The organism is Kosakonia sp. SOY2, assembly GCF_027109175.1.
In the GTDB taxonomy this organism is placed as follows: domain Bacteria; phylum Pseudomonadota; class Gammaproteobacteria; order Enterobacterales; family Enterobacteriaceae; genus Kosakonia.
In genome coordinates, this window is sequence record NZ_JAPVXH010000001.1 from 1,291,676 (window position 1) to 1,317,027 (window position 25,352).

Annotated in this window: 24 protein-coding genes; 9 read left to right on the plus strand and 15 right to left on the minus strand. The window is 54.4% G+C overall.

Translation table 11 applies throughout. From position 1 onward, the window contains the following. Nucleotides 1-92 precede the first annotated feature (92 nt). Nucleotides 93-959 (plus strand): LysR family transcriptional regulator, encoded by an 867-nt coding sequence (locus O3S68_RS06075; RefSeq protein ID WP_269231047.1) that lies wholly within the window; start codon nucleotides 93-95, stop codon nucleotides 957-959. Here the strand turns inward: O3S68_RS06075 and O3S68_RS06080 are convergent. After that, a complete protein-coding gene (locus O3S68_RS06080) occupies nucleotides 931-2,439 on the minus strand; it encodes a carboxylesterase/lipase family protein (RefSeq protein ID WP_269231048.1) in 1,509 nt (502 codons plus the stop codon). The two genes, O3S68_RS06075 and O3S68_RS06080, sit on opposite strands and share 29 nt — an antisense overlap. A gap of 42 nt (nucleotides 2,440-2,481) precedes the next feature. Further along, nucleotides 2,482-3,825 carry a 2-oxoadipate dioxygenase/decarboxylase HglS gene (gene hglS / locus O3S68_RS06085; protein ID WP_016495955.1) on the minus strand — a complete coding sequence of 448 codons (1,344 nt, stop codon included), beginning with the start codon at nucleotides 3,823-3,825 and terminating at the stop codon, nucleotides 2,482-2,484. Nucleotides 3,826-4,127: 302 nt separating this feature from the next. Here hglS and O3S68_RS06090 point away from each other — a divergent pair, with 302 nt between their 5' ends. Together O3S68_RS06090 and O3S68_RS06095 are read left to right on the plus strand one after the other, a co-directional pair. Beyond that, nucleotides 4,128-5,051 carry a LysR substrate-binding domain-containing protein gene (locus O3S68_RS06090; RefSeq protein WP_016495954.1) on the plus strand — a complete coding sequence of 308 codons (924 nt, stop codon included), beginning with the start codon at nucleotides 4,128-4,130 and terminating at the stop codon, nucleotides 5,049-5,051. A 140-nt stretch (nucleotides 5,052-5,191) separates the two neighbouring features. Then, on the plus strand, nucleotides 5,192-7,489 hold the full coding sequence (locus O3S68_RS06095; protein ID WP_269231049.1) for an FdhF/YdeP family oxidoreductase: 2,298 nt from the start codon (nucleotides 5,192-5,194) through the stop codon (nucleotides 7,487-7,489). A gap of 65 nt (nucleotides 7,490-7,554) precedes the next feature. On the opposite strand, the gene arsC is transcribed toward O3S68_RS06095, so the two are convergent. From arsC to O3S68_RS06110, 3 genes are read right to left on the minus strand one after another with little or no spacing between them, the layout of a single operon-like run. Continuing rightward, entirely contained in the window at nucleotides 7,555-7,983 is a 429-nt protein-coding gene (gene arsC, locus O3S68_RS06100) for a glutaredoxin-dependent arsenate reductase (protein WP_269231050.1), read from the minus strand. 8 nt (nucleotides 7,984-7,991) lie between these two features. Then, complete coding sequence (locus O3S68_RS06105; RefSeq protein WP_269231051.1) at nucleotides 7,992-9,284, minus strand: arsenic transporter; 1,293 nt, start codon at nucleotides 9,282-9,284, stop codon at nucleotides 7,992-7,994. Between the two features lie 42 nt (nucleotides 9,285-9,326). Next, nucleotides 9,327-9,647, minus strand: a complete 321-nt coding sequence (locus tag O3S68_RS06110; RefSeq protein ID WP_045508161.1) for a metalloregulator ArsR/SmtB family transcription factor — start codon at nucleotides 9,645-9,647, stop codon at nucleotides 9,327-9,329. A 213-nt stretch (nucleotides 9,648-9,860) separates the two neighbouring features. On the opposite strand from O3S68_RS06110, the gene O3S68_RS06115 reads away from it, so the two are divergent. Together O3S68_RS06115 and O3S68_RS06120 are read left to right on the plus strand one after the other, a co-directional pair. Then, nucleotides 9,861-10,535, plus strand: coding sequence for a DUF2076 domain-containing protein (locus O3S68_RS06115; protein WP_269231052.1), 675 nt, complete (start codon nucleotides 9,861-9,863; stop codon nucleotides 10,533-10,535). A gap of 174 nt (nucleotides 10,536-10,709) precedes the next feature. After that, a complete protein-coding gene (locus O3S68_RS06120; RefSeq protein WP_269231053.1) occupies nucleotides 10,710-11,672 on the plus strand; it encodes a DUF3829 domain-containing protein in 963 nt (320 codons plus the stop codon). A 54-nt stretch (nucleotides 11,673-11,726) separates the two neighbouring features. Here O3S68_RS06120 and O3S68_RS06125 read toward each other — a convergent pair whose 3' ends face one another. From O3S68_RS06125 to O3S68_RS06140, 4 genes are all read right to left on the minus strand, one after another. Then, a complete protein-coding gene (locus O3S68_RS06125) occupies nucleotides 11,727-13,421 on the minus strand; it encodes a methyl-accepting chemotaxis protein (protein ID WP_269231054.1) in 1,695 nt (564 codons plus the stop codon). A gap of 154 nt (nucleotides 13,422-13,575) precedes the next feature. After that, a complete protein-coding gene (locus O3S68_RS06130) occupies nucleotides 13,576-14,694 on the minus strand; it encodes an S-(hydroxymethyl)glutathione dehydrogenase/class III alcohol dehydrogenase (protein ID WP_269231055.1) in 1,119 nt (372 codons plus the stop codon). Between the two features lie 32 nt (nucleotides 14,695-14,726). Then, nucleotides 14,727-15,002 carry a metal/formaldehyde-sensitive transcriptional repressor gene (locus O3S68_RS06135; protein WP_016495945.1) on the minus strand — a complete coding sequence of 92 codons (276 nt, stop codon included), beginning with the start codon at nucleotides 15,000-15,002 and terminating at the stop codon, nucleotides 14,727-14,729. 254 nt (nucleotides 15,003-15,256) lie between these two features. Next, nucleotides 15,257-15,622: a hypothetical protein gene (locus O3S68_RS06140; RefSeq protein WP_016495944.1), complete on the minus strand. Its 366-nt coding sequence runs from the start codon at nucleotides 15,620-15,622 to the stop codon at nucleotides 15,257-15,259. Nucleotides 15,623-15,801: 179 nt separating this feature from the next. Here O3S68_RS06140 and O3S68_RS06145 point away from each other — a divergent pair, with 179 nt between their 5' ends. After that, entirely contained in the window at nucleotides 15,802-16,320 is a 519-nt protein-coding gene (locus tag O3S68_RS06145) for a hypothetical protein (protein ID WP_269231056.1), read from the plus strand. 93 nt (nucleotides 16,321-16,413) lie between these two features. Here the strand turns inward: O3S68_RS06145 and O3S68_RS06150 are convergent, their stop codons facing one another. Beyond that, the gene (locus O3S68_RS06150; protein WP_269231057.1) at nucleotides 16,414-17,043 is read right to left on the minus strand and encodes a LysE family translocator; all 630 of its coding nucleotides are present in this window, start codon (nucleotides 17,041-17,043) and stop codon (nucleotides 16,414-16,416) included. 273 nt (nucleotides 17,044-17,316) lie between these two features. On the opposite strand from O3S68_RS06150, the gene O3S68_RS06155 reads away from it, so the two are divergent. Continuing rightward, nucleotides 17,317-17,658, plus strand: coding sequence for a hypothetical protein (locus O3S68_RS06155; protein WP_071925195.1), 342 nt, complete (start codon nucleotides 17,317-17,319; stop codon nucleotides 17,656-17,658). Between the two features lie 179 nt (nucleotides 17,659-17,837). Here the strand turns inward: O3S68_RS06155 and O3S68_RS06160 are convergent, their stop codons facing one another. Together O3S68_RS06160 and cybB are read right to left on the minus strand one after the other, a co-directional pair. Continuing rightward, on the minus strand, nucleotides 17,838-19,163 hold the full coding sequence (locus tag O3S68_RS06160; RefSeq protein WP_370447795.1) for an MFS transporter: 1,326 nt from the start codon (nucleotides 19,161-19,163) through the stop codon (nucleotides 17,838-17,840). A gap of 192 nt (nucleotides 19,164-19,355) precedes the next feature. Further along, on the minus strand, nucleotides 19,356-19,886 hold the full coding sequence (gene cybB, locus O3S68_RS06165) for a cytochrome b561 (protein WP_160270126.1): 531 nt from the start codon (nucleotides 19,884-19,886) through the stop codon (nucleotides 19,356-19,358). 190 nt (nucleotides 19,887-20,076) lie between these two features. Here cybB and gap point away from each other — a divergent pair, with 190 nt between their 5' ends. Together gap and O3S68_RS06175 are read left to right on the plus strand one after the other, a co-directional pair. Next, on the plus strand, nucleotides 20,077-21,078 hold the full coding sequence (gap, locus tag O3S68_RS06170; RefSeq protein ID WP_269231058.1) for a type I glyceraldehyde-3-phosphate dehydrogenase: 1,002 nt from the start codon (nucleotides 20,077-20,079) through the stop codon (nucleotides 21,076-21,078). A 51-nt stretch (nucleotides 21,079-21,129) separates the two neighbouring features. Continuing rightward, nucleotides 21,130-22,056, plus strand: coding sequence for an alpha/beta hydrolase (locus O3S68_RS06175; protein WP_269231059.1), 927 nt, complete (start codon nucleotides 21,130-21,132; stop codon nucleotides 22,054-22,056). A gap of 34 nt (nucleotides 22,057-22,090) precedes the next feature. On the opposite strand, the gene aldA is transcribed toward O3S68_RS06175, so the two are convergent. The 3 genes from aldA to O3S68_RS06190 form a co-directional block, all read right to left on the minus strand. Next, nucleotides 22,091-23,530, minus strand: a complete 1,440-nt coding sequence (gene aldA, locus O3S68_RS06180; RefSeq protein WP_269231060.1) for an aldehyde dehydrogenase — start codon at nucleotides 23,528-23,530, stop codon at nucleotides 22,091-22,093. Between the two features lie 200 nt (nucleotides 23,531-23,730). After that, on the minus strand, nucleotides 23,731-24,531 hold the full coding sequence (locus O3S68_RS06185) for a YdcF family protein (protein ID WP_269231061.1): 801 nt from the start codon (nucleotides 24,529-24,531) through the stop codon (nucleotides 23,731-23,733). A 253-nt stretch (nucleotides 24,532-24,784) separates the two neighbouring features. Further along, nucleotides 24,785-25,234 (minus strand): GNAT family N-acetyltransferase, encoded by a 450-nt coding sequence (locus O3S68_RS06190; protein ID WP_269231062.1) that lies wholly within the window; start codon nucleotides 25,232-25,234, stop codon nucleotides 24,785-24,787. Nucleotides 25,235-25,352: the final 118 nt, after the last annotated feature.

Genomic DNA, 25,352 nt, shown 5'->3' on the forward strand with positions numbered 1-25,352 from the left:
AAAGTGCATAACCATTCAAACCAAACCCTGTTGAGCCGACAACCGAATTGTTGTCATAATAGCCATGAATAAATTGCATAGCTGGAGTTGTCATGTCGCCCCGATCTTTGCCGCTCAATGCCATCGACGCTTTTCTGGTCACCGCCCGCCATCTTAATTTGACGCACGCAGCAAAAGAGTTGTGCCTGACACAGGGCGCGGTTAGCCGCAAAATCGCCGCGCTGGAAAACTGGTTCGGCTTTCCGCTGTTTGAGCGCCACGCGCGCGGTTTACACCTGTCGCCGCAGGGCAGCGCCCTGTTACCGGAACTGCGCGGCGCGTATGAACAACTGGTAGCGGTCGCCTTCCAGGCGCGCTCGCAACAAACGGTGGTGCGCCTGAAAGCCCCGACCTGTGCGATTCGCTGGCTGGTGCCTCGGCTGGTGAATCTGGAACAACGTTACCCGGAATTACAGGTGGCATTGACGACTACCACCGATCACACCATTAACTTCAAAACAGAACCTTATGACGCGGCGATTGTGTTTGGCACCCAATTAAGCGCCGGGGATCTGCTGTTTGAGGAAGCGCTAACGCCGGTGATTAGCCACGCGCTGGCGCAGCGCAATGCGCTGGAAACCGCCACGTTATTACATCCGACACGGGACAAAACCGACTGGTCGCTGTGGCTGGCAAGACAAAGCGTTTTTCAGCCCGTCATGAGTAAAAATCAACACTTCGACACCATGGATTTAGCCATTACCGCCGCCATTCAGGGACTGGGGATGGCCATCGCCGATGAAACGCTGGTAGCGGAAGATATCGAGGCTGGACGCTTGCTGCGCCCGTTTTCGCAGAGTGTCAAAACCGGTGCCAGTTACCGCCTGGTGCTGCGGGAAACGGAGAATAAAGCCGCCGGGCTGGCGGCGTTCAGAGAGGGGTTGCTGGGGGCTAATCAAGCTTCACATGGTGGCGCATAACCCGGCGAAAGAAGCTCAGACGGGCACGCATAAAGCGGTTAACCAGGCGAAATCCTGCATGTTTATTCAATCCCATGCGTAACAACCGATCGCGGCCGCGCACGCAGGCCAGCCAGTTGACCGGGCCGGGTAACGCTTCTGTACGGCGACTGGCCTGGGCGGCAAAACGAACCCAGTAATCAGCAATATGCGCGGCAAAGGCGAGATCGCGCGGGTTGACATAATGGCAGGACGGTTCCGAAAGCATAAGATTGTCGAATACATACGGCACTTCATTACCGTGCCACGCGCCGTTGATATAGGTGTCGTGTGCCGCTTCGGCAACATAATCAAACCAGTAACGCCAGCAGGGTTGACCGACACGCTGCTGAGCCTGCATCACCACCAGGCCAAGCGTGGTAAAGGCCATATCGCGGCACACCTGGCGACCCAGTTCCGCATCCCCTTTCACCCCTGGATAAAGCAGGCGGATAAGCCCCAGTCCGAGCCGCTGTTCGCGGCGCATCTTTTCGATTTGCCCGGCGAGATCGACGCCAAACTCGGCCATCACGCTGGCTTCATCACTGTTCGACCCGATAATGACCGGCAACGGGTGTTGTCGACCGGCGAAAAAGGTATCGAGCATCGGTTCCGGTAACACGCAGTCACCCGCGATGGGCGCAGGCGCAATTTTCAATGGCGCTTCCAGCGGCCAAAAGGCTTCTGCCGGCAGCGCGCGCAGCTGCCCGGCACTGGCATTTTCCAGGCCAAAATGTGCGGCAATCGCTTCACCTTTTGCCAGCGCCGCTTCGCGCGGCGTATCCGGCAAGGTATAACTGCTCTGAATAATGGCTTTGTGAAACAATCCTTCAGCCAGCGGCGAGGCCATCAGCGCCATCACGCTACGCGCACCCGCCGATTCGCCAAACAGCGTCACATTTGCCGCATCACCACCGAAAGCAGCAATATTCTCCTGTACCCAACGCAGCGCGGCTATCTGATCAAGCAAGCCAAAGTTGTAGACACGTTCACCGCTCTCCTGCTCAAGCGCCGGATGGGCGAAAAAGCCAAGATGGCCAAGGCGATAATTGATCGTCACCAGCACGACGCCGCGTGCCGCAAGCGCTTTTCCGTCATACGGCGGCAACCCGCCGGAGCCGATAGTAAACCCGCCGCCGTGCAGCCAGACCATCACCGGCAGCGGTTTTGTCCGCGAAGCCGGTGACCAGATATTCAGATAGAGACAATCTTCGGAGAAACGCCCCGGATCGCCGCCGCCGACCTGCTGGCAATAATCACTGTTTTGCCAGCTGGCGGCGGAAAACGTGTCGGCGATGCGCACCCCCTGCCAGGATTGCGGCGGCTGTGGCGCGCGCCAGCGCAGCGCACCAGTGGGCGGCGCGGCAAAGGGAATACCGCGCCAGACATGAAAGGCATCTTCACTGCATCCCAGCACACTGCCCTGGCGGGTGTGTGCCAGCGGCGTTAATGGATTTTCCATAACAATATCCAGAAATAACTGATTTCTGGCAGATTACCTGTTTTACAGCAGACCGCAACGCCGTTTGCTGCGCGCTTCGGCTTCCGCATAGAGTGTGAATTCATCGAACACCGGGCAACCCAGCGCGGCCTCAAACTGCGCCTGGCTGGCGTTGCCGTGGCTACGCGCCTGGGTTTCGTTGCCGAGGTTAGACTGGAAGATCCCCGCCGCGCTGACCGGCAGAAAATCCTCATAGGTAATGGGTTGCGCCACCACCCAGCCGCGCTCGATCAACGGCTGGGGATCGTCGCCGGGATGAATCGCCTGCCGGTGCGCTTCACCCGTTGGCGTCAGGCGATAGCGGAACCACGCCAGCCCCTGCTTGCGCAGCAGCATCTCGCTGTCAGGGAAGGCTTTAAACACCTCCTGCAAATGCAACTGGTGCGTCAGGTTATCTTTGCCGGTTCCGGCGCTGGTCAGCAGTTGATCATAGAGTGCGCGCCCTTTCTGCGTTAACGCGATGCCGCGCTGTTCGATTTCGCCAAAACGCGCGGTATGCGTGCCCTGGTGCTCACCGTTAAACAGCACCGGTTCATCCAGCGCTTTGAAACTGGTCTGGCGCAGCAAAATCGGCACATCGCGACGCGGTGGCCCTTCAATGAGGATTTTCGGTTCTATGCCGTACTCCGGCATCAGCGCCTGAACACGGTCAATATCCAGCGTGCGTGGCGTTAAGTGATTGATATGGCAGCCAGGGAAACAGACCACATCGGCAATCAGGCGGTGCTCATCATGCAGCGCCTGATAGGTTTGCGCATCCACCGTGGCATGGCGGTGCCAGCGGAACGTTTCCAGCGCTTCCTCAACAAAGGCTTTAGCTTGCTGCGGGGTAAAACCGCCATTCAGTTCATGCAACTCAATCAGCTGGCGGCATGCCGGGGTGAATATGTCACGCTTTGCCAGAATGGCGGCGGCTTTATCACGCAGCGTGTCGTTCTCGATAAGCTCCAGGCGCAGCAGCGAGGTAAAAATACGAAATGGGTTACGCGCCAGCGCCGCGTCTTCGATCGGGCGAAAGGCGGTGGAGTGCACCGGAACGCCCGCCTGCGAGAGATCGTAATAGCTGACCGGAAACATCCCCATAATGGCAAACATGCGCCGCAAAGTAGAAAGCTCCTCGGCCGTCCCTACCCTGATGGCGCCGTGACGCTCGACATTGAGCCGCGCTAATTCATCGGCGTTGGCCAGTTGTTCATGCAGACGCGGGTTGTTCTCCAGCACCGCCAGATTCACATCCGCGACCAGCTCCAGCAGCGTGCCGTATTGTGGAACTTCCTGCTGGTACATGGCTGACATCGCCTGTGAAAATTGTTCCCGAATCTCATCAGCCGTGATGCTGTACGCCATAGTGTAATCCCTCCAGTGTGTTCTCTCTGGAGTGTAGAGAAGCCTTTTTACGTGCGTGATGGGAAATTTACAAAGTGTGATCGTGGCAGAAAACGCGCGTGCGCCGCGCGGTAACGAACATAACGAAAGATTATGGAACAGCGCCGCCAAAAACCCTTATCAACATGCAGGTTACGTCACATTGCGGGCAGAATCCGTTTGTAACTCAAAGAGATTAAATGTTAATAATATTTTGCTATCTGGTTATCAAAATTAAACAACTTAACTTGCCAGCGGTTCTGCACGGTTTTTAACATCATCTTATGGAAAAAAACGGTCTGTTTTCACAGCGCATTCGTCTGCGCCATTTGCATACATTCGTTGCCGTCGCTCAACAAGGAACTTTGGGGCGCGCGGCTGAAACCCTTAACTTAAGTCAGCCTGCGCTGTCGAAAACCCTCAACGAACTCGAGCAACTCACCGGTAAGCGCCTGTTTGAACGTGGCCGCATGGGCGCGCAACTCACGCTGGTCGGCGAACAGTTTCTTACCCACGCGGTTCGCGTTCTGGACGCGGTTAACATTGCCGGGCAGTCGCTGAGCCACAAAACCGAACTCAAAAACGACCTGATCCGTATCGGCGCGCTGCCGACCGCCGCGCTGGGGATCTTACCGGCGGTCATTGGCCAGCTGCACAAACAGCAGCCGGATATCACCATTCAGGTTGCCACCGCCAATAACCCGATGATCCTCGCCGGGCTGAAATCCGGTGAACTGGATCTGGGCATTGGTCGCATGTCAGACCCGGATTTGATGAGCGGCTTGAGTTATGAACTGCTGTTTCTCGAGTCGCTAAAACTGGTGGTACGCCCGCGACATCCATTGCTGCAAACCACCGTCACGCTAAGCAAAGTGCTGGAATGGCCAGTGGTGGTCTTGCCGGAAGGCACCGTGCCACGGCAGAACACAGAGGATCTGCTCGCCAGCCAGAACTGCGCGCTGCCGTCTGGTTGCCTGGAGACGCTTTCCGCGTCGCTGTCACGCCAGCTCACGGTGGAATATGACTACGTGTGGTTTGTCCCTTCCGGTGCGGTAAAAGATGATTTGCGGCTGGGCTCGCTGGTCGCGCTGCCCATTACGCCACCCGGTATTGGCGATCCGATTGGCATCATCACCCGCGTGGATAGCCCCCTGCCACCTGCCGCTCACGCGCTGATAGCGGCGATTCGCAAAACGATGCCGGGTTGATCCCGGCTGGCTTATCTTCTCTTCCGTTTGCGCAACAGGTGAACAGCTCGTTAATTGTGTGATAAAAATAGGTTGTTGAATAAGGGTTGTTGTTACGCAACTTACACTAACGCTGTAACAATCCGCAGCCGGAAGAAGAGATGAAATTCAAAACCGCTATTAAACCCTACCACGCTGCTGCCGGTGGTCTGGGCTCGCTGGAAGCGACAACGCGCTTCGTTATTGACAGTAAAAACGCGCTGAAAAATATGCGCAACCTGTTGCGCATGAACAAAGCGCGCGGCTTCGACTGCCCCGGCTGCGCCTGGGGTGATGACAATAAAAGTACCTTCAGTTTTTGCGAAAACGGCGCGAAAGCCGTGACCTGGGAAGCGACCCGTCGCCAGATTGACGCCACCTTTTTTGCGCAACACAGCGTGACAGCGCTTAACCGCCAGAGCGACTATTTCCTTGAATACCAGGGCCGGTTGACCGAACCACTGCGTTACAACCCGCAAACCGATCACTACGAACCGATTTCCTGGGACGATGCGCTGGCGGTGATTGGCGAGCATATTAAGGCAATGGATAACCCCAATCAGCTCGAACTGTATACGTCCGGCCGTGCCAGCAACGAATCGTCCTGGCTTTATCAGCTGTTTGGCCGCATGGTCGGCACCAATAACTTCCCGGATTGCTCCAACATGTGCCACGAAGCGAGCGGCGCGGGGCTGAAACGCAGCATTGGCGTGGGTAAAGGCACCATTCACCTGGCCGATTTTGAGAAAGCAGACGCCATTTTTGTCTTTGGGCAAAACCCCGGCACCAACCACCCGCGTATGCTGCACAGCCTGCGGCACGCCGCCGATCGCGGGGCGCGCATTGTCACCTTTAACACCCTGCGCGAACGCGGTCTTGAGCGATTTGCCGATCCGCAAAAACCGCTGGAAGTGGTTACGCCGATGGCGGGTGCGATCAGCTCCTCTTACTATCAGCCCAATCTCGGCGGTGATATGGCGGCGGTGCGCGGAATGGCGAAAGCGTTGCTGGAAACGCAGCGCCAGCGGCTGGCTAACGGTGAAGCGAGCATTTTTGACGATGCCTTTATTGCGCAGCACACCCACGGCATTGACGCGTGGTTTGCGCAAATCGATGCCACCGACTGGTGGACCATTGAGCAACAGTCCGGTCTCACTCAGCAACAGTTGCGCGACGCAGCCGCCATCTGGCAGAACGCAAAACGGGTGATTTGTACCTGGGCGATGGGTATTACCCAGCATAAACACTCGCTGGACACGGTACGGGAAATCACCAACCTGCAACTGCTTGGCGGTCACTTAGGCAAACCGGGCGCGGGGTTGTGTCCGGTGCGCGGGCACAGCAATGTGCAGGGCAACCGCACGATGGGGATTGACGAAAAACCGCCTGCTGCCCTGCTCGACAGCCTTGCCCGCCATTTCAGTTTCGAGCCGCCGCGCGAGCACGGGCATCATACGGTAGAGGCCATTTCGGCAATGCTGCGTGACGAAGTGAAAGTGCTGCTTGCCCTCGGTGGCAATCTGGCCGCCGCCGCGCCGGATACGCCCCTTACCTGCACCGCGCTGCGCCGTTGCGGGCTGACGGTCTACATCAGCACCAAACTGAATCGCAGCCATTTAATGCCGGGTAAACAGTCACTGATCCTGCCGACGCTTGGCCGCACCGAAGAAGATATGCAGGCAAGCGGGCGTCAGTTCGTCACCGTGGAAGACTCTTTCAGCATGGTGCATGCCTCTGAAGGCATTGGTAAACCGCTGGCCGCCACGCAGCGTTCGGAAACCGCGATTGTCGCTGGCATCGCCCATGCCACGCTGGGCAGTGACAAGGTTGACTGGCTGGCGCTGGCGGGTGATTACAACCTGATCCGCGATCATATCGCCGCCACTATTCCCGGCTTTCAGAACTTTAATGTTCGTTGCGAAGAACCGGGTGGTTTCTGGCTGGGGAATGCTGCCGCAGAGTTGCGTTTTAATACGCCTTCCGGCAAAGCGGAATTCAGCGCCGCCGCCCTGCCGCTGTCGGTCTGCCCGGAGACGCAAGCGCCGTTTGTCCTGCAGACATTACGCTCGCATGACCAGTACAACACCACCATTTACGGGCTCGATGACCGTTACCGTGGGGTTTATGGGCAGCGCGACGTGCTGTTTATGCATCCGCAAGATATTCGCGCGCTTGGGCTGAATGATGGCGACCGGGTGGATATTGAAACCCAGTCGACTGATGGCGTGCAGCGCCGCGTTGAGGATTTCCGTCTTGTCGCTTATGACATCCCGCGCGGCAACCTGGCGGCCTATTATCCGGAAACGAACCCACTGGTTCCGCTGACGCGTTTTGGCGACGGCACCGGTACGCCAACCTCGAAATCCATTCCTGTCATTATCACGCCGGCAAAAACACGCGAAACGCTGCGTATTGCCTGATCGCAACGCCCGCGTTCAGCGGGCGTTCTCTAAAGCGCTTCCTGTTTATCCGGTTTACGGATGCATTACGGCGCGATCCGCTTACCGTTGCAATCAACAACCTGCTCCCCATCCTCTTTCGTAAACGCGCCTTTCTGCGCTTCAGGCAGGATCTCCAGCACCACTTCCGACGGGCGGCAAAGGCGCGCACCGCGCGAGGTAACAACAATCGGGCGGTTAATCAAAATCGGATGCTCAAGTATAAAATCGATCAGCTGCGCATCGGTGAAGCGATCTTCTGCCAGCCCCAGTTGTTCGTACGGCGCAACATTTTTTCGCAACAACTCACGCACTGAAATGCCCATTGCGCCAATCAGTGTTGTGAGTTCATCGCGCGAAGGCGGTGTCTCAAGGTAGTGAATAATTGTCGGCTCCACCCCGCTGTTGCGGATCAGCGCCAGCGTGTTGCGCGAGGTGCCGCAGTCAGGGTTGTGATAAATCGTAATGTTGCTCATAAGTACTCTCACGACAAAGGAAAAGAGAGGCGCAATGCCAGCGCCACCAGCGTGACAAAAAGAACCGGCAATGTCATCACGATACCGGTTCGGAAGTAATACCCCCAGCTCACCGCGATCTTCTTCTGCGCCAGCACATGCAACCAGAGCAGTGTCGCCAGGCTGCCAATAGGCGTGATTTTCGGCCCCAGATCGCAGCCAATCACATTGGCATAAATCATCGCCTCTTTAAGCACGCCCGTTGCGCTGCTGCCATCAATCGACAGCGCACCAATCAGCACTGTTGGCATATTGTTCATTACCGACGAGAGGAATGCGGTAATGAAACCTGTGCCGATGGTGGTCGCCCATAAGCCCTTATTGGTCAGCAGATTCAGAACCCCGGAAAGGTATTCGGTGAGCCCCGCGTTTCGCAGCCCATAGACCACCAAATACATGCCCAGCGAAAAGACAACGATTTGCCATGGTGCACCGCGCAGCACTTTGCTTGTATCAATCGCTGCACCTTTTTTGGCGACGGCAAACAGAATAAGCGCACCAACAGCCGCAATCGCACTCACCGGAATACCGAGCGGTTCCAGCACAAAAAAGCCTGTCAGTAGCAGGATCAGCACTACCCAGCCGGTGCGAAATGTCGCCGGATCTTTAATTGCGCGGGCAGGTGCTGCCAGTTTATCTGCGGCATAATTTTGCGGAATGTCACGGCGAAAAAAGAGGTGGAGCATGGTAAGTGTCGCCGCGATTGCCGCGATGTCCACCGGCACCATGATGGAAGCGTAGGCGGTGAATCCCAGGTGGAAAAAGTCTGCCGATACGATATTAACCAGATTCGAGACAATCAGCGGCAGACTGGCGGTATCGGCAATAAAGCCTGCGGCCATCACGAACGCCAGTGTGGCTCGCGGGCTGAAACCAAGCGCCAGCAACATGGCAATGACAATCGGAGTCAGGATCAGCGCGGCACCATCGTTGGCAAACAGGGCTGCAACCGCCGCTCCTAACAACACAATATAAGTGAACAGCAACCGCCCGCGCCCGTTGCCCCAACGTGCAACATGCAGCGCTGCCCATTCAAAAAAACCGGACTCATCTAACAGTAAGCTGATGATAATGACGGCAATAAACGTCGCCGTTGCGTTCCAGACAATATTCCACACCGCCGGAATATCGCTCATATGAATCACACCGCAGGCCAGCGCCAGCACCGCGCCAAGCGTTGCGCTCCAGCCAATACTCAACCCTTTGGGCTGCCAGATAACCAGCACGAGTGTGAAAATAAATATGCTTCCAGCCAGTAACATTTCAGACTCCATGATATACGGATTTATGCATATGTTTTGTTATCAGCACGAACCCAAAGACACTGATTGCAGTTTGGCTCGCGTCTCTTCACGCAAGCAATCCCATGCTGTATCGATGGTTGCTGCCGCCCAGGCGGGCATATGAGGTGACAGCCGATAATGGATCCATTTCCCTGCCCGTCGATCAACGACCAGACCATATTCACGTAACATCGCAATGTGCCTGGAAATTTTAGGTTGCGACTCCCCCGCCGCTGCGCAAATATCACATACGCAAAGTTCGCCGGACTCTCTGAGCAACAGCAGGATGGTTAACCGCGTTTCATCGGCGAGAATTTTAAAAAGCTGAACGGGTTGCAGCATGCCTTTACCTTAATGACGCCAAATAACATATATGGTAATTCATATGTATTTCTTTTTGAAGAGACAACGAGAATCACCGGAACATCTGGCCTTTCACATCATTTTTTTGCCCAGCTGCAACCAATGTTAAACAAACATTTCACTCATCGGACACGTATTCATGGCACTGATAAACTCAACAGTATCTATCACAGCGATCGGAAGGTTATTGCCATGCAATATGAAGAACAGCAGCTTATCAACGGCCTTTTCCAGCGCCTGAAACAGACCGAGCAACAGAACGGCCAGCGCGACGCCGAGGCTGAGCGTCAGATAGCGGAATTTGTGCGTCAGCAACCTGCCGCGCCGTACTATATGGCGCAATCGATCCTGATTCAGGAAGCGGCGCTAAAACAGCTCCAGAGCAAAGTCCAGCAGCTGGAAAGCGAGCTGGCCGCGCAAAAAAGCAAACCGCAAACCGGCGGTGGCAGTTTCCTCGGCGGCCTGTTTGGCGGCGGGAGAAGCCAGAGTCCACAGCCGGAAAATAACTGGAATGCACCTCAGCAGCCGCAGCAGGACTATTCCCGTTCGGCGGCACCTGCGCCACGCGGGAGCGGTTTTATGGCCGGGGCCTTACAAACCGCGGCGGGCGTTGCTGGTGGTGTGGTGCTGGCCGAAATGCTGACCAGCATGTTTCATCAGTCCCGCCCGGAAGAGATTGTGAATATTATTGAAGAACCGGCGACGGCGGCGGGTAATTCGTCGTTTGAAAACACGCAGAACGACAACTTTAGTAATGCCTCAGACACCCGTTTTCTCGATCAGAACGATTCGTTCGGCAATGATTCTTACCAGAACGATGATTTTGATGACACCGATTACAGCAACGATGACGACAGTTTTATTTAACGCTGCCCACGCCTGAACCTGGCCCGGTGGCGCTGTCTGCCGGGCAATTTCTCCCCCTTTTTAAAACCTACCAATTCAGGTGGCATGCCCCTTGCCAGTCGGGCATTGATGCTAACCTGTGCGGCGCTCAGCAAAATGAGTCGGTTTTTTCTTTTTTCGGACAAGGAGAATGGGATGTTCATCGCCAAACCTGTCGCACGTACGCTGGCGGTTGCCGCCTGCCTGCTGGCACTGTCAGCCTGTGACGACAAAACCACCAAAACGCAAGAAGCGCAGCCGTCAGCCGAACAGGCCGAAGTGCTGAAGTACAACGAATATATTGCCGCGGCTAACATGACCTCGGCCAACTTCGGTAAACAACTTGCTGAATACCAGAAGTACACACAGCCCGCTTTCGATGGCAAAAAGAAAATGGATGATCTGTTTTTTACTGAACCGCTCTCTATGGGGCGTATTAAAGAACATCTGGATAAAGCGCACAGCATGAAGCCGGATATGCCGGAACTGGATGAACCGGGGCTTCTTTACAGCGAAGCGCTGGCAAAAGCCGAGCCGGTAAGCCGCGATATGTACAACTACATCAGCGCAAAAACATACAAAAGCGATAATGGCGCTCACGGTCGTGAGATCCAGCCCGCGTTGTTGAGCAGCATGCAGATGCTGGTCGTTGCGCAGGCGAATTTCTTTGAAGGTATCGAGGCAAAAGATCGTGCGCGCATTAAAGCGGAATTCGAACGTACGCAAAAAGGCACGCTTGAGCACGCGCAAATGGGGATGGTCTACTACCTGAAAGAGAGCCTGGATGCCGCCGGTGGCGTGCTGGATGGCAAAGGACTGGGCGATAAGAAGGCGGCATTCAAAGAGGCGCTCGATCAGTTCAACAGCATGGCTACCGCTTACGATGCCAAAGTACGCGAAAGCAACAAAACGGGCTGTTCGAGTCTTCTGTCTAAAGCCAATGACTATCTCTCCACCGGCCGTGACATTATTGAGCGCACCGAAAATGGCGAGTACGAAAAAGATGCCAAACAGTCAACGCAGTTTCAGCTGATGCAATCGCAGCAGACACAGGACGCCCAGTCCCTGCTGCAAAACTACAACAATATGGTCAGCGCCTTAAACACCAACCAGTGTTAAGATTTTGCGCATAAAAAAAGAGGCCATTCGGCCTCTTTTTTGTTTTCTGCATACTCAGAACGTTTCCCAGTTATCACCCTGCGCCAGCGCCGGGCGCTGTGGCTTGAAGGTTTTGCTGGTTGGCGATGCCGCATTATTCTGACGCTGCGGTGCCGCTTCAGTTAAACGGAATGCCCCCACGGCTTCGGTCAGACGAGCCGCCTGCTCTTCCAGCGAAGCCGCCGCCGCCGAGGCTTCTTCTACCAGTGAGGCGTTCTGCTGGGTGACGTTATCCATTTCCGTGATCGCCTGGCTCACCTGAGTGATGCCTTTGCTCTGCTCATCAGAAGCGGCGGCGATCTCCAGCATGATATCGGTCACGCGCTTAACGGCTGTGACGATCTCACCCATGGTTTCACCGGCGGAAACCACTTCTCCGGAACCTTGTTCAATTAAGCTCACGGATTCGCTGATCAGCGCTTCAATCTCTTTCGCCGCCTGCGCACTGCGGCTTGCCAGCGTACGAACCTCGCTTGCCACCACCGCAAAACCACGCCCCTGTTCGCCCGCGCGCGCCGCTTCTACCGCCGCGTTAAGCGCCAGAATATTGGTCTGGAAGGCGATGCTGTTGATAACCGCTGTGATTTCGGAAATTTTGCGCGAACTGTTGGTGATATTGCCCATCGTTTGCACGACGCCAGAAACAATCTGCCCACCTTTGGTCGCTTTGCCGGAGGCATCGCGTGCCAGCCCGCTGGCATGGTGCGCGTTGTCGGCGTTCTGCTTCACGGTCGCGGTTAATTGCTCCATGCTGGCAGCCGTTTGTTCAATGGCCGCAGCCTGTTGCTCAGTACGGGAAGAGAGATCGGTGTTACCGGCGGAGATCTCGCTGGTACCGCGATAGATCTCTTCCGCGCCCTGACGCACCGTCGCGACTGTGGTGACCAGCGAATGCTGCATCGCTTGCAGATCGCTACTCAGACGACCAATTTCGCTACGCCCGGCAGGCTCATCGGCTACCGTTAAATCCCCTGTTGCGATGCGAGAAATGCGCTGAGCCGCACGTTGCAGCGGGTTAATCACTACGCTGCGCAATACGGTAAAGGTGATAACCGTCAGCACCAGCGCTAACGCAAAGGCGGCAGCCATAAACATCAGCCCAAGCTGGGTGCGGCTGTGAGCCTCTTCGGTCAGGCGCTGCGCACGTGCGGTACGGATATCAATGGCTTTTAACAACACTTCGTTATAAGACGCATCCAGCTGGCGCGCCTGCTCACTTTCGTGGTTAATGATCGCTTCAAACATGCCGTTTTTGGCATATTTCAGCATCGGTTGCATGCCCGCGATGTAGGCATTAAAACGGGTGGTGAGATCGCCATCCAGGGCAAGGTCCGCCGGAGTTTTGACCGGGCGTTCCATATATTGATTAAAACCGTCCTGTGACTGCTTCATGCGTTTTTCTGCTTCAGCCACGTTGTTTTTCATATCTTCCATTTCGGCGATGCGACTGGCCGCGCCGGCGTGGATCAGGCTGATACGCGCTATGCGTAAGTTATTCGAACTGTTGGATAATCCCATGCGCACCTGGATTTCCTGTGTGACATCCTGCTGATCGCGATCCGCTTGCATCAGGAAGTAACCCGCCAGACCGGAACTTAATGCAAATAGCACTAAGATGCCGCCGAGAATGGAAGAAAACAGGGGAACCAATCGAATATTGTGCATAAAACCAATGCCTTGTGTTCTTTGCATCGCTGCTTTTTTATCCATGGCTATCGACTCTCATATATGTCTGATACGTACAACAGGAATGATATATAGGCATCGGCAATAATTGGATTATTCTTATGGCGAAAAGCGCGTCAGCGGTCACAGATTTGGAGTTTGGTTGCGCCAGCGGTGACACCGCTGGCGTGAGAGAGCGTTACTTTTCGCCGAAATGGATAACGGTGCGGATAGATTTCCCCTGATGCATCAGCTCAAAGGCATCGTTGATCTGCTCCAGTGGCATACGATGTGTAATGAAGGGATCGAGGCGAATTTTGCCCGCCATCGCATCTTCTACCATGCCTGGCAGCTGTGTACGACCTTTCACACCGCCGAAGGCGGAACCGCGCCATACACGCCCCGTCACCAGCTGGAATGGACGGGTGCTGATCTCCTGCCCTGCGCCCGCCACGCCGATGATGACGCTTTCGCCCCACCCTTTGTGGCAGCACTCAAGCGCGGCACGCATGACGCTCACATTGCCGATGCACTCAAAACTGAAGTCCACACCGCCGTCCGTCATTTCGACAATCACGTCCTGGATTGGCCGGTCGTGATCTTTCGGGTTAATAAAGTCGGTTGCGCCCATCTCTTTGGCGAGAGGGAATTTGTCCGGATTGGTATCGATCGCCAGAATGCGTCCCGCTTTCGCCTGAACTGCGCCCTGGATAGCCGCCAGACCGATACCGCCGAGGCCAAAGATTGCGACCGTATCGCCCTCTTTGACTTTCGCCGTGTTATGCACCGCGCCAATGCCGGTGGTTACACCGCAACCCAGCAGACAGACTTTATCCAGCGGCGCTTGTTCGTTAACTTTCGCCAGCGAGATTTCCGCGCAAACGGTGTATTCGCTGAACGTGCTGGTGCCCATGTAGTGATAAATCGGTTCGCCGTTATACGAGAAACGGGTTGTACCATCCGGCATCAGGCCTTTGCCCTGCGTGGCGCGAACGGCCTGACAGAGGTTGGTTTTCCCGGATTTACAGAACTTACACTCGCCGCACTCCGCCGTGTAGAGGGGAATAACGTGGTCGCCCGGTTTCAGGCTGGTCACCCCTTCGCCGACTTCCACAACGATGCCGCCGCCTTCATGGCCGAGCACCGCCGGGAACACGCCTTCCGGATCGTCGCCAGAAAGCGTAAATGCATCGGTGTGGCAAACGCCGGTGTGTGTGATGCGCACCAGCACTTCACCCTTTTTTGGCGGCGCTACGTCTATCTCGACGATTTTGAGCGGTTGACCCGGCCCAAAGGCCACAGCTGCACGTGATTTCATAAGTCGCTTCCTTTTTGTATATGGCTTATTGCTTATTTTAGATAAGAGCGCAGAAGATGACCGACTTCCGCCATGCGCACCGCGCGTTGATCGGCAGTGGTTTCGCCGGTGACCAGCTCATCTTTGAGGTGAATTTCAACCATTTCGCCCATCAGACCATTGGCTGCGCCGCGTACGGCGGCGATTTGCTGCAAAATCGCGATGCAGGGCTCGCCGCTTTCCAGCGCACGCTCTAATGCATCAACCTGGCCACGAATGCGACGAACCCGCGTAAGCACGCGTTTTTTATCTTCTGGTGAATGGGGCATACGACCTCCTTGATACTATAGGGGGGTATGGTAACTTTTATTTTAGTACGATGTAAACATTATGTTTTTTATGGGTATCAGAAGGTTAGGCGTTTCAGTACAACGACCTGTGAAGCATAAAAGGGGTTTCGCCGTCCCAATTCGCCCCGGTTGCGAATATGAACCAGCCGGATCAGGAATAACCGCTTTCCTTTTTCACCGCGAATAAAAAAGCCCCGGCGAATGCCGAGGCTAGTGATAAGACCAGGGTAGTATTACCACTTCAGATCTTGTTTTGATGCCTTTTGATTTTCGTTGTACATCATTTCAATAGTCGTGTAGTTACACATATCCAGTGCCGAATGGCAGTATGTCTTAATGACTTTATCCATTATTTTTCGGTCTTTCGCCTGTGAAGCCTCTTTGAACGCGCGCAAATTCTCCTGCTCCATCATTCTTAAAGTCGTTTCCTGACACATATTGAGCTTGCTATTGCAGTAATCTTTCTGAACGCGATCTTGAATGTACTTAATAACTTCCGCTTTCTGCGCCTCTGAACCATCAAAATCCATCGGATGAATGAATTTTGCGAAAGATAAAGAAGGCAGGAAACAGATAAAAAGCAACAGTGATTTTTTCATAAACATCCTTTTATTATTTATCAGAAACATGTCGTTACATTACATCAAATCAGTTTGTTTGGCACTTCGCTGATAGTAAAAAATCCCGCCCAAAGCGGTTTTTATCGGGATGATGTATAAAAACAACTTATCAAACATTCGTTATGCATTGCCCTGTTTTATTCGGTTGTACAATATTGATGCGCAAATTCATCGAAAACGTGATCGCGATGATATGCACTGTCAAAGCCGCCTCATCTACAGCTCTAACGGTATGTTTCTATGTCAGCCAGTGCGAACGACAACGTTCACGCCAGCCTGTCTGCTCAACTCCGCACCAGCGTACAACTCCGCACCAGCGTATTCCTGATATGTTCCATAAAGAAGTACGCAAAGGTAACATGTCCTTCTCAGCGTATGGTGCGTCGATGTTATGGGAGAGAGTCATTTTAATGCTTGCCGAATACATTAAAAACGCGGGGCTTTTTTTTATCTGCTTCGTGGCTGCATTATGTTTATCAATATATGGAATGCCGCTCAATAGCTTAACCGTTGGCGTTTCAGACTGGGCTTATGCAACCTTTCGCCCGCTGATTTCCACGCCTTATGAAGCCGATGCCGATCCCACCTCATTCTTTGCGTTTGTCATTATGCTATGTGTTTATGCATCGATTATGTTCGTGATCGTTAAATTAATTCTTCGCACAAAGAAGAGTTAACTCGCGTTCTTAATACAAGCAACTATTGTCAGCCAGCGTTTTGACCGACAATATTTCCCAGGTTGCCACCCCCTGCGGTACTCAGCCTCAGTTTTACTTCACCAGCGACGAATAAATCAGCTTGATCCCTAAAATACTCAGTACCGTGGCCGAGGTTCTGTCCACCGCTGTTTTGATGCGCAAATACACGCGGCGCGGTTTCTCGGATGAAAGCAGCAGCGCCACCAGCGAATACCAGCCCGCATCAATCACAAAGCTCATCAGCGGGATCACATAATAGAAGACCGTTGGAATATTGGCTGGCAGCAGCGCGGTGAAAATAGACGCGAATACGATAGCCGTTTTCGGGTTGCTTAACTGAATAAACAACCCATCACGAAACGTCTTCCACAGCCCTTTGGGTGCGTCGTTATGGTTCACAGAGAGCGTCAATGGTTGTGACGCGCCGCGAAAAATCTTCACCGCCATCCAGATAAGATACGCGCCCCCTGCTATCTTTAGCGCCATATAGAGTTCCGGCACCGCATTCAGCACCCTTTGCAATCCCAGCATCGCCATCAGCGCAAAAGTCGCCGCGCCAACCCCCATTCCCAGCGAGGTGACTAAACCATGCACACGTGAATGCGCCAGTGAATTACGCGCAACGTAAATAAAACTCGGACCAGGGCTCATTACCCCCATCATTAGCACGGCGGCGATCGCAATCAGACTGGACAAAAGCACGGAAAACCTCCTGACAAGGCGAGACTAAAGTGACGTGATGACTCTAGCAGAGAGAAAACATAATGTATTCACCGGAAAAGGATAACAATCGTAAAAATATATTGTACAAAACCCCACCATTTTTGTTTGATATCAAAATCCTAAGTAAATTTAATTAAATATATCGTAGGTTAATCAGTGCAATATTAAATATAAAATTTAACTTAGGGCTGGCGCGAATTATTTGATAAGATTTTTCTTAGTGAGACATTATGCTATTAGCAAGGAGAACTTATGCGCTGGGATATTACGGATATGCTGCTTTCCCCAACGACCGGCACGGCGTTTGCTGTCGCCAGGAATAGCGAGCATCTGTCGGTTATTGTCTGGTATCGCGGCAACTATTTTTTGCGACCAAACAACTACTTACATACTGATGGCGCACGGGTATCCATTGATGGAAAACCACAGAATTTTCGCGTTATTCATACCATGCCCTTTTTCCCTGCTATCTGGCGGACTTTAAAAACCAGTTGTCATTGTCCTGGTAATGATAACGTTTCATTACGGAATTGTGAAAAGCAGCAGACGTGTTTATTCGAACTTTGTCCCTATGGAATAAAAATGATTTCCTAGGTTAATATCACGTTGATATTTATTCCCCGGACGGACAAATAAATATTCCCCTGTAGATGAAAGCGAAAGAAAATCATCGGCCATTGCGCGCACCCGCCACGTCCTGCTCCGTGACGGATACGCGCAATATCCTGTTTAAGATTTACCTGATAGCCCGGCGGGCTCCTCCGGGCAAAACGTCAGCGTTTTAACGGCTGCCCTGCGGTTTCGCGGGCGCGCAGCACTGTCAGGAAGGTGATGAGCGCCGCGCCCATCACATAGAAGGCGGGCGAAAATTTATCGCCGGTGCTGGTAATGAGCCAGGCGGAAAACCAGGGTGTGATGCCGCCAAAGAAGGCGACGGCAAAGTTATAGGCGATAGACAAGCCGCCATAGCGCACGCTGGTGGGGAAAAGTTCCGCCATTGCGGCGGTACAGGCGCCATCAAACGCGGCGATAAACGCCCCCAGCATCACCATTGCCAGCACAGCAGAGAGCACATCGCCGTTCGCCATCACCATCATGGCCGGGTAACTCAGCAGAATAAACCCGGCGCACCCGGTCAGCATTAACGGTTTACGGCCATATTTATCCGACAGATAGCCCATAAACGGCACCAGCACCGCCACGGAAAAGAGACCAATCGTGGTGATGGCGTAAGCGTTAAGTTTCGAGAAGTGCAACTCGGTTGAGAGATAGCTCGGCATAAAAGTTTGCAGCGTCCAGTGCCCGACCGCTTTGATCACCACAAAACCGACACAGAACAGCAACGCGCCCCACGCGGTGGTTACCGCTTTACGCAGCGGCGCGGATTCGGTTTGCCCGTTCTTCATGGCGTCGAGAAATTCTGGCGAATCTTCCAGATGTTTTCGTAAATACAGACCGACCCAGCCCAGCGGCCCGGCAATTAAAAAGGGAATGCGCCAGCCCCAGTCGCTCATTGTGCTTTCACCGAGCGTTGCCGTCAGCAGAAAGACCAGCCCGGAGCCGACGACAAACGCCATAAAACCAAAGTTATCAATCCAGCAGGTGAAGTAGCCACGGCGCTCCGTAGGGGCATATTCCGCCAGGTAGGTTGTCGCGCCCGAGCTTTCGCCCCCTGCGGCAAAGCCCTGAATCAGGCGCGTTATCACCAGCAGCACCGTCGCGGTAATACCAATCTGATGATAAGTCGGTAGCAGCCCCATTACGAAGGTGGCACCGGAGGTGAGCAGGATCACCGTTGCCAGCACTTTTTGCCGCCCTTTTCTGTCGCCCAGCGAACCGAAAAACAGCCCGCCAAGCGGGCGCATAATAAAACCCGCGCCAAAGACCGCGAACGACGAAAGCAGTGCGACGCTCGGATCGCCCGCCTGGAAAAACTGCAGGCCGATAATGGCGGCGAGCGTGCCATACAGGCCAAAGTCAAACCATTCGACAAAGTGACCAATGCCGGTGGCGAGCAGCACTTTGCGTAATTTGCGCGATCCGGCAGCGTGTTCTTGTGTTGCCATCCGATCAAGAGACTCCTGTACTGGCTGTGTCATATCCCCTCCGCCCGATAGTGTTTCTATAATAGATATACTATCTACACTGCTTGTACGAATTGCGCACAGCACGGATGGCGTAAAATGTGATTTCCGCCCTGCTTTTCAATGTGGAAAACCCGACAGGATCACATTTTAGACGCGCAGAAATGAAAAAGCCCCGCAGGATGCGGGGCCAGCAATGAGGAAGCGTTAGCCGCGTTTTTTTGGCATCATGCGCAGCAGCGTGTTGTCTTTAAAATAGTAGTGATGCGCCAGCGCCGCACCGGCATGCAACGCAATGACAAAATAGCCGACATTGGCCAACAGCTCGTGGAACTCTTTAAGCGTATCCACCAAATCATAATTCGCTTCGGCGGCATACGGCATCGTAATACCGAAAGCAATCCATGGACCACCGCGGTTATACATCATCAGCAGGCCAATAACGGGCAAGGCAATAAACAGCAGGTAAATGACCAGATGCCCAAGGTGCGCCAGCCCGGTCATCATCGCGGACGGTTTCGGCTCAATCGGCGGCGTCGGGCTTTTCAGCCGCACCAGCAGACGCGCCACCATTAGCACCAGAATTGAAATGCCACATGAAACGTGGACCAGATTGAAATAAGGACGATAGCTGCGCGGGAAGAATCCGCGTAGTTCCATGGCGCAATAAGCGCCAATAACCAGCAGGAACACCAGCCAGTGAATGGCGATTTGTAATCCGGAATATTTGCTACGCATAAGGAACCCCAAAACGAACGAACCGGCGTTCAACATACCGGGCTTTCCTTAAAAATTCATTAACTTTTCCTTATCATTTTTCAGGGACTTACCACTGCCTGAATGGGATTCATTTGCCCAATAACGCCCGCCAGGTTATCACTAAATAAGTGCAAAACGGTGATTCATTACATTCTGATGGAGAAGATCGATGAGCAAAATTGGCATTAATGGATTCGGGCGCATTGGGCGCCTGGTGTTACGTCGCCTGCTGGAAACCAACAGCGGCGCAGAGGTGGTGGCGATCAACGATCTGACCTCACCCAAAGTGCTGGCCTATTTGTTAAAGCATGACTCCAACTACGGTCCGTTCGGCTGGAGCGTGGATTTTACCGAAGACGCGCTGATCGTTAACGGCAAAACCATCACGGTATATGCAGAAAAAGAGGCGAAAAATATTCCGTGGCGCAGCGCCGGTGCTGAGATCATCGTTGAGTGTACCGGTTTTTATACATCGAGCGAAAAATCGCAGGCGCACATCGACGGCGGAGCCAAAAAAGTGCTTATTTCCGCTCCGGCAGGCGAGATGAAAACTATCGTCTACAACGTTAACGACGACACGATTAATGCGCAGGACACCATTATTTCTGTGGCTTCCTGCACCACCAACTGTCTCGCGCCGATGGCCAAGGCATTGCAGGATAATTTCGGCATTAAAGTCGGCACCATGACCACCATCCACGCCTACACCGGTACGCAGGCGCTGGTCGATGGCCCGCGCGGGAAAGATCTGCGCGCCTCTCGTGCCGCCGCGGAAAATATCATTCCGCACACTACCGGTGCGGCGAAAGCCATCGGTCTGGTGATCCCGGCATTGAGCGGCAAGCTGAAAGGCCACGCGCAGCGCATACCGGTGAAAACCGGCTCCGTTACCGAACTGGTATCCATATTAGAGAAGAAAGTGACGGTCGATGAAATTCATCAGGCACTGAAAAAAGCCACCGAAAATAATGAATCTTTCGGTTATACCGACGATGAGATCGTCTCTTCTGATGTTATCGGCAGCCATTTTGGTTCCGTCTTTGACGCCACGCAAACCGAGATCACCGAAGCTGGCGGTATACAACTGGTCAAAACCGTCTCCTGGTACGACAACGAATACGGTTTTGTCACTCAGCTGGTTCGCGTACTGGAAAAATATCGCGCACTGTAATCTCTCCATCCACGCCGGGTAACAACCTGGCGTATTCAAACCAGGCAGCACATGAGAAATATCAGCCCGGAAGATTTACTCACCCTGATGAACGTGGCGGTACAACACGCCACGACGTTCCCCGTCTGGCCAACCGGCGAAGCTCCGGGTGCCGCGGTAAGCACGGTGAAGTTTCAGCTTGAAGAGCATCATACCGGCCCCTCGCCTTTTGACCGATCCGTCACCGGCGTACGCGCTCCGCACATTACTGTCTACGCGCCACAAAACCCGAACGGTGTCGGTATTCTGGTCACGCCTGGCGGCTCTTATCGACGCGTGGTGCTGGATAAAGAAGGCAGCGCGCTGGCCCCCTGCTTTAATGCCAAAGGTTACACCCTGTTTGTCATGACCTACCGCCTGCCCGGCGACGGGCATGAGGAAGGTGCGGACGCGCCGCTGGCCGATGTGCAACGCGCGATACGCGTCATTCGCGCCCGTGCGCAGGAGTGGCGACTCGATCCTGAACGTATTGGCATTATGGGTTTTTCCGCCGGCGGCCACGCCGCAGCCAGCCTTGGCACACGCTACAACGAAAACGTCTATCACCCCGTTGATGAGATGGATAAGCAACACGCCCGCCCGGCGTTTATGGCGCTGGTCTATCCGGTTATTACCATGCACCAGGAGATTGACCACCCGATGTCGCGCCAGCAGTTGATTGGCGATACGCCGGGCGACGAACAGATCCGTCGCTACTCCGCAGAGCAAATGGCCGATGAAAACACGCCGCCGACCTTTCTGCTGCATGCGGTCGATGACCCGGCAGTGAAAGTGGAAAATAGCGTGGTTATGTTCAGCGCCCTGCGCCGCCTTGGCGTGCCGGTTGAGATGCATCTGTTCGAACAGGGGAAACACGGTTTTGGCATTCGCGATGCGCTGGGCTTACCGGTGGCAATATGGCCGGAACTGATGATGGCGTGGATAGCAACCAAAGTATGAAACGAGCCCCCGCCATGTGCGGGGGCTGCGTATATCAAGATTGCAGATAGACCATTTGCGTTTGCAGATACTCGTTCAGGCCGTGGCGTCCATCCGCCCCACCAATGCCCGATTTGCGCCAGCCCGCATGGAAACCCTGCATCGCTTCGAAATTCTCGCGGTTAATGTAGGTTTCACCAAACTTCAGCCCCCGCACGGCTTTCATTGCTGTCGTCAGATCGCGGGTATATACCGACGACGTGAGGCCATAATCGCTGTCGTTGGCCATCGCCAGCGCCTCTTCCAGCGTGTCGAACGCAACCACCGGCAGCACCGGGCCAAACGTCTCTTCATGCATGATGGCCATCTCCTGGCGCACATCGAGCAGCAATGTCGGCGGGTAAAAATAGCCTTTGCCGGCGACCGCCTTGCCGCCGAGTACCACGCGCGCGCCTTCAGACACGGCGCGCTCGACCTTCTCTGCAACGCGTTGCAGTGCCGCCGCATTGATAAGCGGCCCCATCGCTATATCGTTGCGCTGCGCCGGATCGCCAAACTGTACCGCTTTCATGGCTTCGCCAAGTCGATTGACAAAGCGGTCATAAATGCCTTTTTGCACATACACGCGTTCGGCGCAGTTACACACCTGCCCGGTGTTGATGACGCGGGAATCAACAATCGCTTTCACGGCCAGCTCAAGATCGGCATCATCAAAAACAATTGCCGGCGCTTTGCCGCCCAGTTCAAGACACACTTTGGTGATGTTTTTCGCCGCTGCCGCCATGATTTTCTCACCCGCGCCAACGCTGCCGGTCATGCTGACCATCGCCACTTTCGGATTCCCCGCCAGCTCCTGCCCAACGGTTTCCCCGCGCCCGAGCACCAGGTTAAAAACGCCTTTTGGTAAGCCGACATCATGGACGATTTTCGCGAAGGCGATCGCGTTGTTCGGTGTGAATTCGCTCGGTTTAATCACGATGGTGTTGCCGGTAATCAACGCAGGCGCCATTTTGCGGGCAATCAGGAAGAACGGGAAATTCCACGGCAAAATGCCAGTGGTGACACCCAACGGGCGTTTAAAGACAAAGATATTTTCGCCCGGACGGTCGCTTTGCAGAATTTCGCCTTCATAGCGCCGCGCCCACTCGGCCATATAATCGATGTAATCGGCGGTAAAAGAGACTTCCACCTCCGCCAGTTGCTGAATTTTTCCCCCTTCGGCGACAATCAGCGCACTGATCTCAGACGCTTTTTCACGAATGCCCACCGCGATTTTGCGTAACCAGCCCGCGCGCTCAATAGCGGGCAGCGCTTCCCAGCCTGGCTGCGCCCGTTCTGCGGCGTCAATGGCCTTGCGCGCGTCTTCGGCGGTGCCATCGGGAATACGCGCCAGGATCGCTTCGGTTGCCGGGTTGATCACATCCAACCACGTATCGCCTTGCCAGCTCACGAATTGACCATCGATAAACATAGGGTGCTGTACCGGTGCTGTCATGCCTCGCTCCTGTAATAACATTGTTTTTAACAAGTAAATTCGTTGTTAAAAATCTATCCGCGCACGACATTTTTCCTACAGACAGGGGCAACTTTTGTGAGAGAACGCATAAAAGGGGCGCTAAAAAGCAACAAAACCGTGACAAGTACAGCGGAGGAAATGCCCGTTTGCGGCAACGTCTGCGCAAACGGGCATTGAGGTTACAAAGCGCGGCTACCGAGCGCCGCAGTAAGCGTGGTATCGGCCATTAAAACCTGCCACGCAGCGTCGACTTCCTCCGGGAAATCAACATGAACGATAAAATCGCGGCCGTTTGGCCCGTAGCCATTAGCATCATCGCGCAGACGCGGCACTTCCCCCAGCAGCAACGACAAATAACGCTCAACCGACCATAAACCTCGCTGCTGCGGCTGGAATGCCAGCCCCTCAGCCGTGTTGGTTAACTGCGGAGTAAAGCCGGGCCAGCTCAGCCAGTGCGGCGCATCGTGACACTGCTGGCTGACGCGGGCAAACGTCGCCATTGTGCGGCGCTGCATGGTGGGATCCTGCACCACCATCACGGTTTTCGGTTTTACCCCCTGCGACATCAGCATATCGATGCTGAACCTGGCGTTCTCGCCGCAGTTGGTGGATTTGTCCTCAATCAGGATCTGTTTCGCATCAATCTGCCAGAACTGGCGCGCGATATCGGCCAGAATTGCCGCTTCGCCGCGCCCGGTGGTACGCACGACGTTATAGCGTGGATGCCGGGCGACAGCCGAATAAAGAAACGTGGTGGAGTGCCCGACGCCACCGCTTATCAGAAGCGGCGTTTGCTGCGCCGCCGCCAGCGCGCAGGCGGCATCGATCACAGGAATGACAGCATTACCCGCGAGGATCACCACATCAGCCCGCACGGGCGTGGGCTTACCGACAAAATCATTTTGCGCGAGCCACGCACCCAGCGTATTTGCCGCCGCCAGCGTGCGCTCTGATACGGCAGGAAAAGTCGTCATCAGCATAGAACCTCCTTCGCGTTAACTTACAGCCTACCGCGTCATCACCCGCAGAACAGGGGATCACTCCGAATCCTGTTCGCAGCGGTTCAGGTAAGTTTCTGTAGCCTTTTTGAAACATGTGCAATACCCCGCGATGCAGGGATTACCGCTGTATCTGCCCCATTGAAGACAGCGCCTGTAACCCGGCGTTAAGCAGGCAAAACGGCATACTTTTATGCTGCACGCATTCGTGCACTAACGAAACCGCACCTACCGGTCACAACGCTTTTTCGAAACATACCGCTTCCGGCCTGCCAATATAGGTGCCGTAGTTTTCACGGATCCGAAAGCCGTTGCGCTGATAGAAATCAATGGCACGCTGGTTGATTTTGCGCGTCTCCAGCCACAGCGCATGAAAACCGCGCTCCCGCGCATGCTGCTCAAGCGTGCGGAGCAACTGAGCGCCTACGCCGCGCGTGCCGGGGCGCGCATACATGCGCTTGATTTCACCGATCCCGGCGGACAATTCACGAACCGCAACGCAGCCCACCGCCACCGCGTTTTCTTGTGCCAGCAAAAAGAAGCCCCGCTCACCTAAGGCTGCGGCGTCAAACGAGGCTCTGCCGCAGCTGCCTGTGAGGTGTTGCAGGTAATCAGAAAGCGCGTCCTGAAGTTGCAGGCATGCAGGTTCGCTTGCCCCGGTAAGCGTAATGGTTAGTGCACTCATTGTGACGTTGTCACCTATAGTTGTTTATTTTTATCAATAAAGCAGATCACTTAACGTCAGTAACCTATATTTTTCTTATGCACTTGCATTGCCTTTGACGGCACAAGTAGAATCATTA